We start from the raw sequence: 15,574 nt of genomic DNA, 5'->3' as shown, positions 1-15,574 counted from the left end.
AATACTATAAGCAATTAGCAAATTATATCATAATAACGTTAAAATAATGGATTTTTTTATTAAAATGCATTAAAATCTTACACGTCATTTTAATTAATTGTACATATATCGCATATCTTTTCTTCCCGCTTTTATGGTATAAATAGGTGAATACATAATTATTTAATGGATTAAAGAACAGGGGAGAAATAGAAAGTGAAATTAAAAAACACACTAACAATTCATTTGGGAGCGATTATTGTTGGGATAATCGTAGTTATGCTGTTAATTACTTCTGTTGCTACATATAAAACAGCCTATGACCAATTGTATAAGGCTGCAGGGATAGAAGCATATGGCTGTGCAAATATTACAACTGGTCTGATAGCACCAAATGATATTAAACAAATAATCGCTGGTGATACTGCGACTATTGATGCAGTTGGTAAGCAGTTAAACTGGACAACTGCACATAAAGATATTTTTGAAACCCAATATATTATTGATCTGGATGGAAAATTATTAGCACTCGATGATAATTTAAAAGAGCTAGGTTATAAGGCTGGCGATCAATTTTATACAGATAAAGAAGCCGTTAAAATGCTTACAGAAATGGGACATCCTACATACACAGAAAGTTATGAATTTGCTGGCATGAAACGTCTTTCTGGTTATGCACCTATTTTTGAAAACCACGATCCTAATGGGAAAATTATCGCTATTAGTGTTATTGATTTTGATGCCTCTATTGTGGCAGATCGAACATGGGATGTTGTAAGTAAAGGATTACTTGTAAGTGTAATTCCATTGATTCTTGCTTCATTCGTTACCCTTTTATTAATTAGAAGAAAAACTAAACCGCTTTCCGCACTCATTGCCTATGCTGGTGAAATCGCAAAAGGCAATCTTGCTGTAAAAGATACGAACTTTACGAGTAAGGATGAGATTGGTGATTTAAGCCAAACACTTAATACTCTCTCTAGTAACTTACGCAATATTGTTGGAACAATACAAACGACTTCTCTTCAATTGTCTCGAAATGCGGAGGAAACGTCGTCTTCATTAAATGAAATGAAAGATGCTATCCATCAGGTAGCTACGAATATGAGTGAAAATGTGACATCTATATCAGACGGCACGATCACTGCAGAGCGATCTTCTTCCATTTTACAATCACTGGCGGCAGGTCTTCAAAATTCGAAAGAGAATGCAGATGTGAGTGTAATGAATTCCAAAACGACGATGCAGACTGCCAAAGAAGGACTAACTCGTGCAAGCGAAATTAGTCGTGACATGGATAAAATTCGTAGTGCATCTATTGAAACTGGTGATACCATTCAACGTTTAAATGAAGCAACGACTAAAATTCAGCATATTACCGGCTCCATTGCAGCAATTGCAGCTCAAACGAATTTACTTGCTTTAAACGCATCCATAGAAGCTGCTCGTGCTGGTGAACAAGGAAAAGGATTTGCTGTTGTTGCTGACGAGGTTCGAAAACTAGCGGAGCAATCAAATGTAGAAGTCAATCAAGTCGAAATGATCGTCAAAGATATTACGGAAAGTATTCAACTAGTCGTTTCTTCTACAGAAGAGAGCACAAAACTGATTGAAACAGGGTCTGTTACCGTTCAACAAACGTCTCAATCACTAAGCGACATTTCAGCCGCAGTTGCTCAGACAGTGGAAGAAATTTCGCTGATCTCTAACATGACAACAATGGAAGCGGAAAATTCCAAAGAGGTTGTGAAATTGATTAATCAATTAACAGAATCTATACACGAAATTGAAGAAGTGACAACATCCATTTCAGCAGTAACCGAAGAAACTACTGCGTCCATCGACGAAGTTGCTATCCGCTCAACTGAAACTAGTCAAGTCGCACAAGAGCTTCAACAAATCGCATTAAGATTTAAACTTTAAAATAAATGAATGGGCTATCCCTAAGTCATATAGTGACTGAGAGATGGTCCCTTTTCCAATGTATTGATTTTCGTTCCAGACGGACGCTTTCCACGGGCATGGCTTCAGTCTCCTCGTCGCTTTCGCTCAGCTGTTACCTAGGAATATACCGAATTGAAATAACTTAAATTATTTCATCTTTTTTATTTGCCCAGCAAAGACTAATCCTCCAACTAGTCCTGCATTATCCCCTAACTTTGGAAGAACGATAGTGTCTTCTAGGTTGGCTAGAGCTGGGTAGTAGGTGTAGCCGTTTAGTTGGGTTTTGATGTTACGTTTGATGTTCGGAAGGAGTTGGGGTTGGTTCATGACGCCGCCTCCGATGATGATGCGATCAGGTCCGTGGGCGAGCATCATTTGGTAGACTCCTTGTGCGATATAGTTTGCTTCTAGCTCCCAAGCAGGATGATCTGCTGGGAGATTTTTTGCGTTAGTGTTGTGTCTTTTTTCGATTGCAGGGCCGGATGCTAGTCCTTCGAAGCAATCGGTGTGGAATGGGCAATTGCTTGGCGTTGTGTCTTCGGGTGTTCGTTTGATCCAGACGTGGCCCATTTCTGGGTGTTGGACGGATCGAAGGAATTGTTTATCTGTGACTACACCTCCGCCGATTCCTGTTCCGATCGTGATGTATAGCACTGTACGATCGTGTTTGCCTGCACCACATGCCGCTTCGCCAAGTGCTGCTACGTTGACGTCGCTTTGTAGTTCGATTGGGATGTTGAGGTTGGCTTTTAATGTTTGTAGGAACGGAAAGAAACGCCAAGCTAGCTTTGGCGTGTCGAGTATAGTTCCGTATAGTTCGCTTTGTCGGTCGACGTTTACTGGTCCGAAGGTGCCGACTCCGATTGCGTCGACTGGGTTTGCTTGAAAGAATTCTATGAATTGTTGCATGTTTTGTTCTGGCATTGTTGTTGGGAACTGGGCTTGTTTGAAGATGTTACCGTGTTCATCTCCAATTGCGCAATTCATTTTTGTGCCGCCAGCTTCAATAGAACCTAGCATAGGGTTTGACCTCCTTTTTGGTTAGGCTACGTTATGTGGTGTTCAAGACTTTATTCCCATTAGTCGATGATGACGTAAATGGTTCGAAGTGGTCCGTGGACGCCGACTACTAGGTAGCTTTCGATGTCAGCAGAGTTACTTGGGCCTGTTATATAGTTTATACAAGACGGGACTTCTTTCCCTTCTTTTATTCGTTGGTGTAATTGTCTCATGCTTTCTCGTAAGCGCGGGACAATTGTACCGACAGGGATGAGTACGATATGGATTTCAGGTAGTAGGCTGACGGATCTGCCTTTGTTATTTTCGTTTAATAGGACGACTGTCCCTGATTCTGCTAATGCTTGATCGCAGTATGTTATGCCAAATTTAGCTTGTTCCGCTGTTAGGATGTTTTGATTGCCAAGAGCTGGGTTCCATCTTGTTGTGTGTTGTTCTAGCCAGTTTTCTAATTGTTCAGGTGCATCTTGTATAGAAGATAGTATTTCGTTTGCATAAATTCCTTCTATTAAAGTGTTTAGTGTATCTATTAGATGGCTTGGTGTTGTTTCGACAATTTCCGCACGGATGAGTTTGGCCGATTCGATGAACACTTGTTTTACAGAGTGTGTTTCGATGTCGTTGTAGACACTTGAAATAGGAAGTGCTATTTTTTTTCGTTCGAGTTTAGTCATGTGAGTTGGCCCCCTCATGGTCTTTCATCCAATCGCGGAAGCGGCTTTGTTTTGGCGTTGGGAAGTCTCGGCTATTTGTCCATTCTTTTAGAAGTCCTGGGCCGTTTGATATCATTTGTTTGTTTTTGAGTAGCATTTTGAGACTGACTGCTGCCATTTTGGAGCCTCCTGTGTAGACGGAATTCGTAGATGCTCCGAAACCAAATGCTTTCATCATGAGCCGTTCGCTAATTGGTGCTTTTCCTTCTGTTTCGACGATTGCTTGACGATGCTTCAATAGTAGGCCATGCAACGGAATTTTCACTGGGCAGACATCTGTGCATGCGCCGCAAAGTGTGGATGCGTATGGTAAGTCCTTGTGATCTTCGTAACCGTCGAGTAGTGGTGTGAGTACTGCTCCGACTGGGCCAGGATAGATGGAGCCGTATGCATGACCACCAATGTGACGATATACGGGGCAGACGTTTAAGCAAGCTCCGCAGCGGATACATTGCAAGATTTCTTGGAAGTCGGTGCCGAGTATTTTCGAGCGTCCGTTGTCGACGATTACGACATGGAGTTCTTCTGGACCGTCGACTTCTTGTTGTTTTTTTGGTCCGGTTAATAGTGTGACGTAGCTTGTAATGCGTTGCCCGACAGCTGCTCTTGTTAGTAGGCTAACCATGACATCTAAGTCTTCAAATGTTGGGACTAGTCTCTCCATTCCCATTACTGTAATTTGTGTTTTAGGGATCGTTGTGACAAGGCGAGCATTTCCTTCATTCGTCACGAGACAGATTGTTCCACTTTCCGCTACTCCGAAATTACATCCCGTGATTCCAACGTCGGCTTCTAGAAATTTTGTTCTGAGTGTGTAGCGTGCGTGTTTTGCGAGTTCGTCTGGGTCGGCCGATTTTGTGTAGCCGAGTTTTTCGACGAAAACGTCTCGGATTTGTTCTTTCTTTTTATGTAGTGCTGGTACAACGATATGCGATGGTGGGTCGTGGTCGTCGACTTGGAGGATGAATTCTCCGAGATCGGTTTCGACTACTTCGCAACCGATGGATTCGAGTGCTGCGTTTAGTCCGATTTCTTCTGTTACCATGGATTTGGCTTTGACGATTTTTTTAGCATTCTTTTTTTGTACGACTTCTTTGATGTAGCGGGTTGCTTCTAGGTCATCTTTTGCGAAGTAGACAATGCCACCGCTTTTGGTTACTTGTTCGCTAAATTGTTCAAGGTAATGGGCTAGGTTGTTGACGGTGTGCTGACGGATTTCTTGACCTGCTTCGCGCCATTTTTCCCATTCGCCGAGTTGGTCGGTTGCGAGGTTTCTTCTGGCACCAAGGCCGTCTTGCGCGCTGGATACCGCTTTTCGCATGAAGTCGTTTTTGAGTTCAGCAGTCATGCGTTTTTTGAATGGTCCTGCTTTTATTTTGATCGACATCGGTTATCCCCTCATCCCTCGGTTTAATACTTCGGCAATATGTAGAACTTCGACTGGTTGTTTTTCACGTGATAATCGGCCACCTATGTTCATGAGGCATCCGCAGTCTGCTCCGATAAGATAGTCGACGTTAGCGTTCATGATGTGAGTGACTTTTTCTTTGACCATTTCAGCTGATATGTCGCCCATTTTGACGGAAAATGTTCCTCCGAATCCACAGCATTGGTCGGAGCCTTTTAGTGGTTTTATTATTAAATCGGCTACTTGGTTTAGTAATTGCTTTGGTTCTTCGCGTACGCCAAGTAAGCGAGTCATATGGCAAGATGTGTGGAATACGGCGGTTCCGGGTAGTGATGTGTCGATTTTTGTGACGCCGAGTACGTGGACGATGAATTGTGTTAGTTCGTATGTTTTGTCGGCGACGGATTTTGCGATTTTACTCCATTTTGAGTCGTCTTGGAATATATGTGCGTATTCTTTTAGCATTAGGGCGCATGAGCCCGATGGTGTAACGATGTATTCAGCGTGTTGAAACGTTTCGAGCAGGTGGATCATTGCTGGTTTCGCTTCGTTTAGGTAGCCGCTGTTGTAGGCGGGTTGGCCGCAGCAAATTTGACCAGTTGGGTAGTCGATTTGGCAGCCGAGTTTTTCGAGTAGTTCGACTGTTGCGATGCCGGCATTTGGCTGGAATAGGTCGATTAGGCATGTGGAGAATAGGGTTACGCGCATCGTTTGGTGCCTTCCTTTCTGAAAAAGCCGCTTCTTTTGGAAGCGACTTTGGGTTTTTACTTTGGTGGCTTTGAGGTTTTCCTGGTGCTGTTTGGACCTTTCGCGTTTGCTTGGTTGGTTGTCGCGTTCGACGATAGGTTTGTTGTGTTCATGGCCGAATTTGTCGTGTTTAGATTAAATGTTGCCAATAGTTTATCTTGTGAAGGCTGCTGCTACGCCGCCGTCTACTGTTAACATGCAGCCGGTTGTTTTGGCTGATTTACTAGATGCGAAAAAGGCGATTGCTTCTGCGATGTCTCTTGGGTAGATGTTTTCTTTTAGTACGGTACGTTCTTTGTAGTGATTTTCGAGTTCGTCTGGTTCGATTCCGTATGCTGCTGCTCGTTCTTCACGCCATTTGGAGCCCCAGATTGCGGAGCCTTGTAGGACTGCGTCTGGTAAGACGGAGTTGGCACGGATGCTGAAGTCTCCACCTTCTGCTGCGATGCAACGTGCTAGATGGACTTCGAGTGCTTTTACTGCGCTATAGGCAGATGCATTTTTGCCGGCGTAGATCGAGTTTTTGGAGCCGATGAATATCATACTGCCGCCTGTTTCTTGTGTTTTCATAACTTTGAATGCTTCGCGCGATACGAGGAAGTAGCCTGTTCCTAGTACGTTCATGTTTAGGTTCCATTCTTTTAGTGTTGTTTCTTCGAATGGGCTAGATGTTGCGAGTCCTGCGTTGTTGACTAGTATGTCGATTCCGCCGTATGTGCGGATGACTTGTTGGAACGATGCGATAATTTGTTCTTCATTCGTTACGTCCATTTGTACCGCTGTTGCACGACCTGCTCCGTATGTGGCATTTATGTCGTTTGCGATTTTGTCTGCACCTTCTAGGTTTAGGTCAGCAAGGACTACATGTGCACCTTGGGATGCGAGTAGTCGGCATGTTTCGGAGCCGATTCCGCCTGCTCCTCCTGTTACGAATGCTACTTTTCTAGAAAACTCGGCTTCTTTTGGCGCCAGTGATAGTTTGTATAGCTCTAGTGGCCAATATTCGATGCCGAATGATTCTTCTGCTGATAGTGATGTGAATCCTCCTAGTGCGTCGGAGCCTTTCATAACTGCGATTGCTCGGTGGTATAGTGCCCCACTTACTAAGGCAGATGCTTTGTCTTTTCCAGTATTAATCATTCCGATGCCTTTTATTAGAATGACGCGTGGTGATGGGTTGAACATTTCGTCGTTTTCTAATGCGTATGCTTCAAAGTATTTTTTGTAGTCGTTTTGGTAGTTTTCGATGCTTGTTTTAAGTGTTTCGATGTTGCCATCCCAGTCGATGAATAGTGGGACACGTTTTGTGTGTACGAGATGGTCTGGGCATGCTGCACCGACTTGTGATAGCTTGCTTGCTCGTGCGCTATTGACGAATTCGAGTACGTCGTCTGCGTCGTCGTAAGAGACGATCATGCCTTCGTTTTTCGATACTTGCCCACGAATGACTGGAAGGATTTCGTTTAATACTTCTTGTCTTTTTTCTGGTGATAATGCTTCTGCTGCTTGACCACCGAATGCAGGATTTTCCATAAGTTGTTCGTCAATATATGCTTTTGCTTCGTTAATCACTTGGAGCGTTTTGTCGTAGCTTTCGCGAGCTGTTTCTCCCCATACGACTAGGCCATGTTTTTCCATAAGGACTAGTTCTGCGTTTCGGTTATTTTTTACTCCGTCTGCAATCATTTTTGATAGTAGGAATCCTGGACGTATGTATGGAACCCACACAAATCGGTCGCCGAAAATTTCTTTGGCGATTTCTTTGCCGTTTGGTGCACAGCAAATGCTAATGATGCTATCTGGGTGTGTATGGTCAATATGTTTATATGGAAGGAACGCATGTAAAAGTGTCTCGATGGAGGCACGTGGATGTGATTTGTTGATCATGCAATGTCCTAAATAGTCGACCATTTCTTCGTCCGTCATATCTTCACGTTCTTGCAGCGGGAGAATATGTTCTAATTGGAGTGCCGTGAAGTTAGACTCTTTCATTGTTGCAAGGTCCGAGCCGCTTCCTTTTACCCACATAATATCTACTTCTTGCCCACGGAAATCGAGTGCTTTCGTTTTGAAGGATGTGTTGCCACCTCCCCAGTTGCAGACACGACGATCTGTTCCGATTAGGTTCGAGCGGAATGTTAGTTCTTCTAGCGTGTTTGCTTCGACTGTTTTAGTGGACGTTTCCCATAGGTTTTCAATCATTGTTGTTTCTCCCCTTTCAATTTATGCAGGTCGTACATGATGGATGTTTGTTGTACAAAGTACGTACTTAGTTTTTGATACATATCGAATAGTTGGTTGTATGTTTGTTCGTTTTCTTTGTTTGGCTTGTATGTGACCGATTGCTTAGATGCCATTTGGTTGATGGCTTCTGGAAATGAGTTGTAGGCATTTGCTGCAACTGCTCCTAATATTGCTGCTCCAAGTGCTGGTGCTTGGTCGTTTTCTACGACGGTAATTTCCTTTTGCAAAATGTCTGCGTAAATTTGCATAAGCAATGTGTTTTTCTTTGGTATTCCACCTGTTGCAACTACTTGGTTTATCGGGATGTCGTTGCTTTCGAATAGCTCGATAATGACACGAGTCCCAAAAGCAGTCGCTTCCAATAAAGCCCGGTAAATTTCAAACGGTTGTGTGGAAAGCTTTTCTCCGACTAATAGTCCAGAAAGAGTCGAGTCAACATATGGCGTTCTGCAGCCGTTTTGCCAATCGATTGCGAGTAAGCCGCTTTCTCCTGGTTTCAGTACTTGTGCTTGCTCCGTTAACGTTTGAAAGTCTGCATTATATTTTTTAACGAAATGTGCAAATAGGTCGCCTACTGCTGCTTGCCCTGCTTCGTATGCGTAATATCCTGGTAGGATGCCGTCTTCTACTACGCCACTAATACCAGGGACAAGTACTTCTTTGTCACTAAGTAAAAGATGGCAAGAAGAAGTGCCCATTACGATAACGATTGTTCCAGGTTCACTGACACCAGCTCCTGGCAATGCTGCGTGTGCATCAATAATTCCAACTGCAATTGGTGTTCCTTCTCGTAACCCTGTAAGTTCGCTCATTTCTTTAGACAAGGTTCCTGCTTTTGTACCTGTCGATTTTACTTCTCCTGCGAGCTTCGTATTGTAAATATTGTCGAGTGCAGGATGGATTTTTTGTAATGTTTCATTCGAAATATAGCCTGTTTCTTTATGCCATGTTCCTTTGTACCCTGCAGAGCAGCTATTGCGTGTCATGCTGCCTGTTAGTTTGGAAACGACCCAATCTCCTGCTTCTAGGAAAAATGCAGTTTCTTCGAAAAGTGCTGGATCGTCATTTGCGATTTCCATTATTTTAGGGAGCATCCATTCTGAAGAAATTGTGCCCCCGTAACGTTGAATCCATTTTTCATTTTGTGCTATTTTCGTTAGTTGTTTTGCTTCGACTTCCGCTTCGTGATGCTTCCACAATTTGACGTAAGCATGCGGGTTTGCTTCATGTTGTTTTAATTTGCATAGCGGTTTTAACTCTTCATTCACAGGTAAAATCGTACAAGATGTGAAGTCTAAGCCGACGCCGATTACGTCCGTTGGATCAATGTTTGTTAGTACTTCCGGAATTGACTTTGCAAGTACGTCTAGGTAATCTTGCGGCACTTGAAGTGCGGTTTCTTTCCCCAGTGTTCGATTATATAAATGCCCAGTAATGACGCCATGGGGGTACGGCGTCACACTAGTAGCGACGATATCGCCGTTTGCGATGTTTACTAAAATAACACGACCTGATTCGGTTCCATAGTCGATCCCGATTGCGTATTTCACGAAATTCACCTCCTTATTTATAAAGAGGACCGAAGTTTTGACATGCACGGAAGTCAGCTGCTTCGCTTTGCTGCGTTCCGAACATGCTCCAAGCACTTGGTCTGAAAATAGTAGATGCTTCGACGTTATGCATGTTGACAGGGATGCGTAAGATAGACGCAAGTGCGATTAAGTCTGCGCCGATATGTCCATAGCTTGCGACGCAGTGATTCGCGCCCCAGTTGTTCATGACAGAATACACGTCTGTGAATGCACCTTCGCCAGTTAAGTTCGGTACAAACCAAGTTGTCGGCCATGTCGGATCTGTTCGAAGGTCAAGTGTGTCGTGCATGTCGTCTTCGAGTTCGATTGTGTGTCCTTCTGCAATTTGTAGCACTGGCCCTAAGCCTTTTACGTAATTGAGACGTGCGATTGTGACAGGCATATCTCCTTTAGTTGTGAAGTCTGTCGAGTAGCCACCACCTCTAAAGTATTCGGTCGACGCTGGTCGCCACTGAACGTTATTAAGTGTTTCTTTTACTTCTTCGTCTGTAATTTTCCAGAAAGGCTTGATAGCGGGCTTGCCGTCTATCGTTTGGCGACCTGCTCCGTCAAGTGCAGCAGAGCCTGAGTTAATAAGATGAATAAAGCCATTTTCAGCTCTGCCAGTGAGTTTTTTTCCAGTTACTCGTTCTACTGCTTCTGGACTCCAGTAAGTGCGCACGTCAGCGAAAATTTGGGCAGTGTTTGTGAGTAAGTGACCCATCGCCATTGTGACACCGTTCAAGCTATCATTTTCAGTTGCAAGTAAGTACGGTGCACGTTTGCCGTTCCAGTCGAATGATGAGTTAAGAATTGTTTCCATAAAGTCTCCATTCGGGAAGTGGTCTGTCCATTGACGTTGCCCTTGGAATCCAGCGATTAATGCGTTTCGGCCGTTCGCTTCCTCTTCAAAGCCTTTTTCTTTCAGCTTTTCATTGCCAACCATTAAGTCACGTGAAATGAGCGTCATTTTAATCGAACGTTCCCAGTCGCTTTGTTTTTCTGCGTCGGTACGTTTGAATGCTTCTTTGTTATTGTCTTCCCCGCGAATTAAGTTTTCGTTCGCCCAATGGAGTGCTTTTTCGTATTCGTCTTTGTCGTAAATTTCAAGGTCCATACGGCGAATGAATTCACTCATATCGATGTATTCATTGCGCATGCCAAGGTATTCTTGGAAAAAATCATCTTTTACGATACTTCCGGCAATCCCCATCGAAACGGAGCCCATTGCAAGATATGATTTTCCTTTTAGCATTGCAGCAGCAAGTCCTGCTTTTGCAAAGCGCAAAAGTTTTTCTTGGATGTCGTTTGGAATGTTCGAATCTCCAGCATCTTGTACGTCATGACCGTAAATTCCGAAGGCAGGAAGCCCTTTTTGGTTATAGCCAGCTAGTACAGCAGCGAGGTAAACTGCTCCTGGACGCTCTGTTCCGTTGAAGCCCCAAACTGCTTTTGGCAAATGTGGGTCCATATCCATCGTTTCACTTCCGTAACACCAGCAAGGGGTAACGGTGATTGAAACTCCAACTCCTTCTTTTTTGAACTTTTCTGCCGCATGTGCCGCCTCTGCCACTCCACCGATGCATGTGTCGGCAATGACGCATTCTACTGGTTCGCCGTTATAATAGTTGAGGTTTTCTGATAGAAATTTTGCCACGTTTTTTGCCATATTCATCGTCGTTTCTTCGAGTGATTCACGCACTCCATTGCGACGCCCATCAATTGTTGGGCGAATTCCTATTTTAGGAAGTGTTCCGATGTAACGATCTTTTGTCATGTTTGTACCCTCCATTAGTTATGTAATAGTTGTTGAAATTTTGTGGTTGCTTCTTGCCATTCATTTGCGTTCTTCGGTTCGTATTCCATCATGTCGAAAGAGTTTGCGACAAGTAGTCTACCTTCTTCAATCGTATGAATTTCTCCAAGTGCACGGAGCTGAGACAGTCCATTGCCAATGGAGCTCGCTTCTGCTGGCCCAGTGAAAACTGTTTTTTGTGTTGCATTTGCGATAAATTGGCATAAGTTTTTGTTTTGCGTTCCACCACCGCCGATTTGAATTTCGGATGTGGTGGATTGGGTGATTTTTTCTATTTGCTTAATCGTGTGTGCAAATTTTAGTGCCAAGCTTTCGACGAAGCAGCGAATTTGTGCTCCTACGTTTGTGGGAGCTTGCTGATTCGTTTTGCTGCAGTATTCTTTGATCGCTTGTATCATCGACGGTGGGTTGAAAAAGAGTGCGTCGTCCGGGTCGATGAATGTTTGAAACGGTTTTGCTTTTGTTAGCTCGTGAATTTCTTGTTCATATGTGAAGTGGAGACCTTGTTGCTTCCACTCTTCTCTCAATTTTTGTAGAATCCAAAATCCCATGGCGTTTTTTTGGAATCGGTAGTGGCCTTCGCTCGTTCCTTCGTTTGTAAAGCCTTCTTGGAACGCTTCAATTGTTGTAATTGGAGCTTCAATTTCTTTTCCGATAAGTCCCCATGTGCCGATACTCATGAAAATAGAATTGGCTTTTTGAATCGGGAGTGCGGATAAAGCACATGCTGTGTCATGCCCAGGTACGAGTGCCATTTTGATGTTTTTGTTAGAAGTTAAACTGCCGACGATTTGGTGCGGCATTTCGATTTTTGCAAGTGGGAGTTGTTTATTGAAAAAAGTGTTTTGAATTTGTTCGTCCCATTGCTTGTTTGCGTTTACTAGCTGTGATGTGGATGAAATCGTAAATTCATTCATCATGACACCTGATAATGCGTGCATTAGTAGGTTTGGCGTCATTAGTATTTGTGCCGTTTCTTCCAGGTAATGCGGGTATTGATGTTGGATTGCAATTAGCTGAAACAATGTGTTGATGGCGGATATTTCATTGCCAGTTTGTTGAAATAATTCATATGCTGGAATATTGTTTGTTGCTTGTTGTACGTAAGGCTCGGGATAGGTGTCTCGGTACGAAAAGGGTTTGGATACGAGTGTGCCATTTCGTTGAAGCAGCCCGAAATCTACGCCCCATGTATCGATACCTAAAGATTCTGCTTGGAAGTCTACTTTTTCGATGCCAGTGTTTAGCTCTCGAATTAAGTGAGCGTAATCCCAATAATAATGTCCGTTTTCATAGATTGGTCTGTTTGCGAAACGATGAATTTCTGTCATTTCAAGTTTTTTTCCATTGAATCCTTGGGCAACGAGTCGACCACTGGACGCACCTAAATCATAGGCAAGAACTGTTTTCATAACGTTTGCCTCCTATTCTTTAAGCAATTTAGAGCGATATCTTTCTGCCGAAAGGTTTCGAAGATCCACACATTCTTGTTCAGTTAAAATTCTTGGTCCTCCGAAAATACTGCTAATCGCATACACTTTTGCAGATTCTTCCGTTAGCTGCATGAAGAAATATGCTTCTTTCATCGTTTTACCGAGCGTCAGGACGCCGTGGTTTCGTAAAATCATTACTTCATGCTTTCCTACAAGCTCTGCTACTTTTTCTGCTAGCTCATTTGTCGTCGGAATAACATAGTCGATATACCCTACGCTTTTCACCATCGCTGGGAAGTCTGGAAATAAAGCAGGAATGTCTTTTCCAGCAGATGAAACTCCAACTGAATAAGTAGGATGTGCATGAAGCACTGCTTGAATTTCCTCACTTTTTCGGAAACATTCCAAATGCATTAGAACTTCGGATGATGGACGTAAGTCTCCAGCTATTTCTCCAGTTGTAATATTCACTTTCACCCATTGGTGGGGTTCAATTTCTTTTAAGTCAAAGCCACTTGGAGAAATGTACATATCGTCTCCATCTCGCATACTTAAATTTCCGCCTGCTCCTACAACTAGTCCTTGATCTACTAGTTTGTGGGCATATTTTGTTAGTTCTTCAATGACTTTGGACATTTGGACACTTCCTTTCTAGTGCAATAATTGGTTAATCTTTTCGAGTTCGATCGCTTGTTGGAGCATTTGTGCTTCTGTGTAGTTGGACGGCAGTTCGTTATTTTCAACCGCTAGCTGAAACGCTTTTATTTCTTCTACATATGCATTTGCTGTTTCAGTAATTAAGTACATTTCGTTGTTTGATTCGTATTGAATAATTCCTTCATGATTATTTAAGTCAGAACGGAATGCAAACGGTAACTGCATCGTACCTTTTGTGCCGATAATATCAATCGTTTGTGTCATCGGAGCGTAAAAACTAGCGTCAATTTGAGCAAGAATTCCCGACGGATATTTTAGCTGTACAGCTACATGCGTATCGACTTGTTTATCGGATCTACCAGTTAACGCTTGGACACTTATCGGACTTTCTTCTATTAAGTAGTGAATCGCATTTAACGGATAACAACCGATGTCATTGAATGCCCCTCCGCCAAGATTCGGATTTAGTCGAATGTCATTGCCCCAGTCTTCCATCGTAAAGTGGAGCCGAGAGCGAATTGTTAGCATGTCACCGATTACTCCTTGTGCTAGAAGCTCTTTTGCCTTCGCCATTTGCGGGTGAAAGCGATACATGAATGCTTCCATTAAGATGACACCATGTTTGTTGCTTTCGCTTTGAAGCTCTTGTAAGTCACTTGCGTGCATGACGATTGGTTTTTCGCAAAGCACATGTTTTTTTACTTGGATTGCTGCCAGTGCCCACTTTTTGTGATGCGTGTTCGGAAGTGCTATGTACACTGCATCGACTTCAGGCGATTCGATTAGCGATTCATACGTGTCGTATATGTTTGGGATGTTGAAGTCATTTGCAAATTGCTGCGCTTTTCCGCTTAAGCTTGCGATTGCTACAACTTCTGCATTACTTACTTGTTGGATTGCTGGAATGACTTGTTGTTTTGCAATATTAGCTGCACCGATAATGCCCCATCGCAGTTTTTTCATTGAAGCAAGCCTCCTAGTTTTTTAAGAGTATAGGAGCTGGCTAGGCCAGCCCCCATTGGTTTGTTTATTCGTAAAGTGCTGCTTTGATGTCTGCATCTTCCATATTGTCTTTGTCATAGTAATAGAAGCCAGTGTCGATTGTTTTTTCAACTTTTTTGCCGTTCATAGCATCTACTGCAGCTTTTACCGTTTCGTAACCGATACCTACTGGATTTTGTGTTACTGCTCCAGCCATTAAGCCGTTTTTGATCGCATCAATTTGTTGTTTACCAGAGTCAAAGCCGATTACTACTAGGTCGCCTGATTTGTTTAGTTCTTGTACTGCGTTCACAACTCCAATTGCCGATCCTTCGTTAGAACCAAAAATTCCTTTAAGATCGCTGTGAGCAGAGATAATTGCTTTTGCAAGGTCAGTCGATTTCAAGTGATCTCCGCCACCATATTGGATATCAACGATTTTGATATTTGGGTATTTCGATTCGATTTGTTCTTTGAAGCCGTCACGACGCTCTACTCCAGTTACAGAAGTTTGGTCATGAACGATTAGTGCGATTTTTCCTTCGCCGCCGATGAACTCAGCCATTTTGTCTGCGGCAAGTGCTGCTGCAGCTTTGTTATTTGTAGATGCAGTTGCCAGTGGAATTTCACTGTCTACACCTGAGTCAAAGGCGATAACTGGAATATTTTTTTCCTTCATCTCTTCCAATAATGGAGTTGCTGCTTGCGAGTCAAGAGCTGCAAAACCAATAGCATCTGGCTTTTTGTCTAATGCCGCGCGAAGCATTTCTATTTGTTTATCTACTTGTGCTTCAGTTTCAGGTCCTTCAAATGTAATTTTCACATCAAATTCATCTGCCGCTTTTTCCGCCCCTTGCTTAACCGCTTGCCAGAATTGATGTTGGAATCCTTTCGAAACAATGGCTACATAGGGTTGTTTATCTCCGTCTGAGCTGCCAGTTTCTGCATCGTCTGAGTTACATGCACCTAAAATCATTGATACAGCTAACATACTTCCTAAAAACCAAGATCTTTTCTTCATTTATTTCTCCCCATTCCCAATATTTTATATTTGAAGTCACTTG

Annotated in this window: 12 protein-coding genes; 1 reads left to right on the top strand and 11 read right to left on the bottom strand. The window is 43.1% G+C overall.

Features of this window, described 5'->3' with window-relative positions; translation table 11 throughout:
* Nucleotides 1-195 precede the first annotated feature (195 nt).
* A complete protein-coding gene (locus tag MHH81_RS03995) occupies nt 196-1,902 on the top strand; it encodes a methyl-accepting chemotaxis protein (RefSeq protein WP_340918146.1) in 1,707 nt (568 codons plus the stop codon).
* 168 nt (nt 1,903-2,070) lie between these two features.
* Here MHH81_RS03995 and MHH81_RS03990 read toward each other — a convergent pair whose 3' ends face one another.
* The 11 genes from MHH81_RS03990 to MHH81_RS03940 form a co-directional block, all read right to left on the bottom strand.
* A complete protein-coding gene (locus tag MHH81_RS03990) occupies nt 2,071-2,943 on the bottom strand; it encodes an ROK family protein (protein WP_340918143.1) in 873 nt (290 codons plus the stop codon).
* A 59-nt stretch (nt 2,944-3,002) separates the two neighbouring features.
* A complete protein-coding gene (locus MHH81_RS03985) occupies nt 3,003-3,614 on the bottom strand; it encodes a LutC/YkgG family protein (RefSeq protein WP_340918141.1) in 612 nt (203 codons plus the stop codon).
* On the bottom strand, nt 3,607-5,040 hold the full coding sequence (locus tag MHH81_RS03980; protein WP_340918138.1) for a LutB/LldF family L-lactate oxidation iron-sulfur protein: 1,434 nt from the start codon (nt 5,038-5,040) through the stop codon (nt 3,607-3,609). The genes MHH81_RS03985 and MHH81_RS03980 overlap by 8 nt, the downstream gene beginning before the upstream one ends.
* Before the next feature lie 3 nt (nt 5,041-5,043).
* Nucleotides 5,044-5,769 carry a (Fe-S)-binding protein gene (locus MHH81_RS03975; RefSeq protein ID WP_340918135.1) on the bottom strand — a complete coding sequence of 242 codons (726 nt, stop codon included), beginning with the start codon at nt 5,767-5,769 and terminating at the stop codon, nt 5,044-5,046.
* A 192-nt stretch (nt 5,770-5,961) separates the two neighbouring features.
* Nucleotides 5,962-8,010, bottom strand: a complete 2,049-nt coding sequence (locus MHH81_RS03970) for a bifunctional aldolase/short-chain dehydrogenase (protein ID WP_340918133.1) — start codon at nt 8,008-8,010, stop codon at nt 5,962-5,964.
* Nucleotides 8,007-9,602, bottom strand: a complete 1,596-nt coding sequence (locus MHH81_RS03965) for a ribulokinase (RefSeq protein ID WP_340918131.1) — start codon at nt 9,600-9,602, stop codon at nt 8,007-8,009. The genes MHH81_RS03970 and MHH81_RS03965 overlap by 4 nt, the downstream gene beginning before the upstream one ends.
* 13 nt (nt 9,603-9,615) lie before the next feature.
* Complete coding sequence (locus MHH81_RS03960; protein WP_340918129.1) at nt 9,616-11,400, bottom strand: L-fucose isomerase; 1,785 nt, start codon at nt 11,398-11,400, stop codon at nt 9,616-9,618.
* A 14-nt stretch (nt 11,401-11,414) separates the two neighbouring features.
* The gene (locus MHH81_RS03955; RefSeq protein WP_340918127.1) at nt 11,415-12,851 is read right to left on the bottom strand and encodes a rhamnulokinase; all 1,437 of its coding nucleotides are present in this window, start codon (nt 12,849-12,851) and stop codon (nt 11,415-11,417) included.
* A 12-nt stretch (nt 12,852-12,863) separates the two neighbouring features.
* The gene (locus MHH81_RS03950) at nt 12,864-13,508 is read right to left on the bottom strand and encodes a class II aldolase/adducin family protein (protein ID WP_340918124.1); all 645 of its coding nucleotides are present in this window, start codon (nt 13,506-13,508) and stop codon (nt 12,864-12,866) included.
* Between the two features lie 15 nt (nt 13,509-13,523).
* The gene (locus tag MHH81_RS03945; RefSeq protein WP_340918120.1) at nt 13,524-14,492 is read right to left on the bottom strand and encodes a Gfo/Idh/MocA family protein; all 969 of its coding nucleotides are present in this window, start codon (nt 14,490-14,492) and stop codon (nt 13,524-13,526) included.
* Nucleotides 14,493-14,556: 64 nt separating this feature from the next.
* A complete protein-coding gene (locus tag MHH81_RS03940; protein ID WP_340918117.1) occupies nt 14,557-15,531 on the bottom strand; it encodes an ABC transporter substrate-binding protein in 975 nt (324 codons plus the stop codon).
* Nucleotides 15,532-15,574: the final 43 nt, after the last annotated feature.

It is taken from the genome of Psychrobacillus sp. FSL H8-0484, from assembly GCF_038005325.1.
In the GTDB taxonomy this organism is placed as follows: Bacteria; Bacillota; Bacilli; order Bacillales_A; family Planococcaceae; genus Psychrobacillus.
Note: the sequence above shows the minus strand (reverse complement) of the source record. Positions and strands in the feature narration are given on the sequence as shown.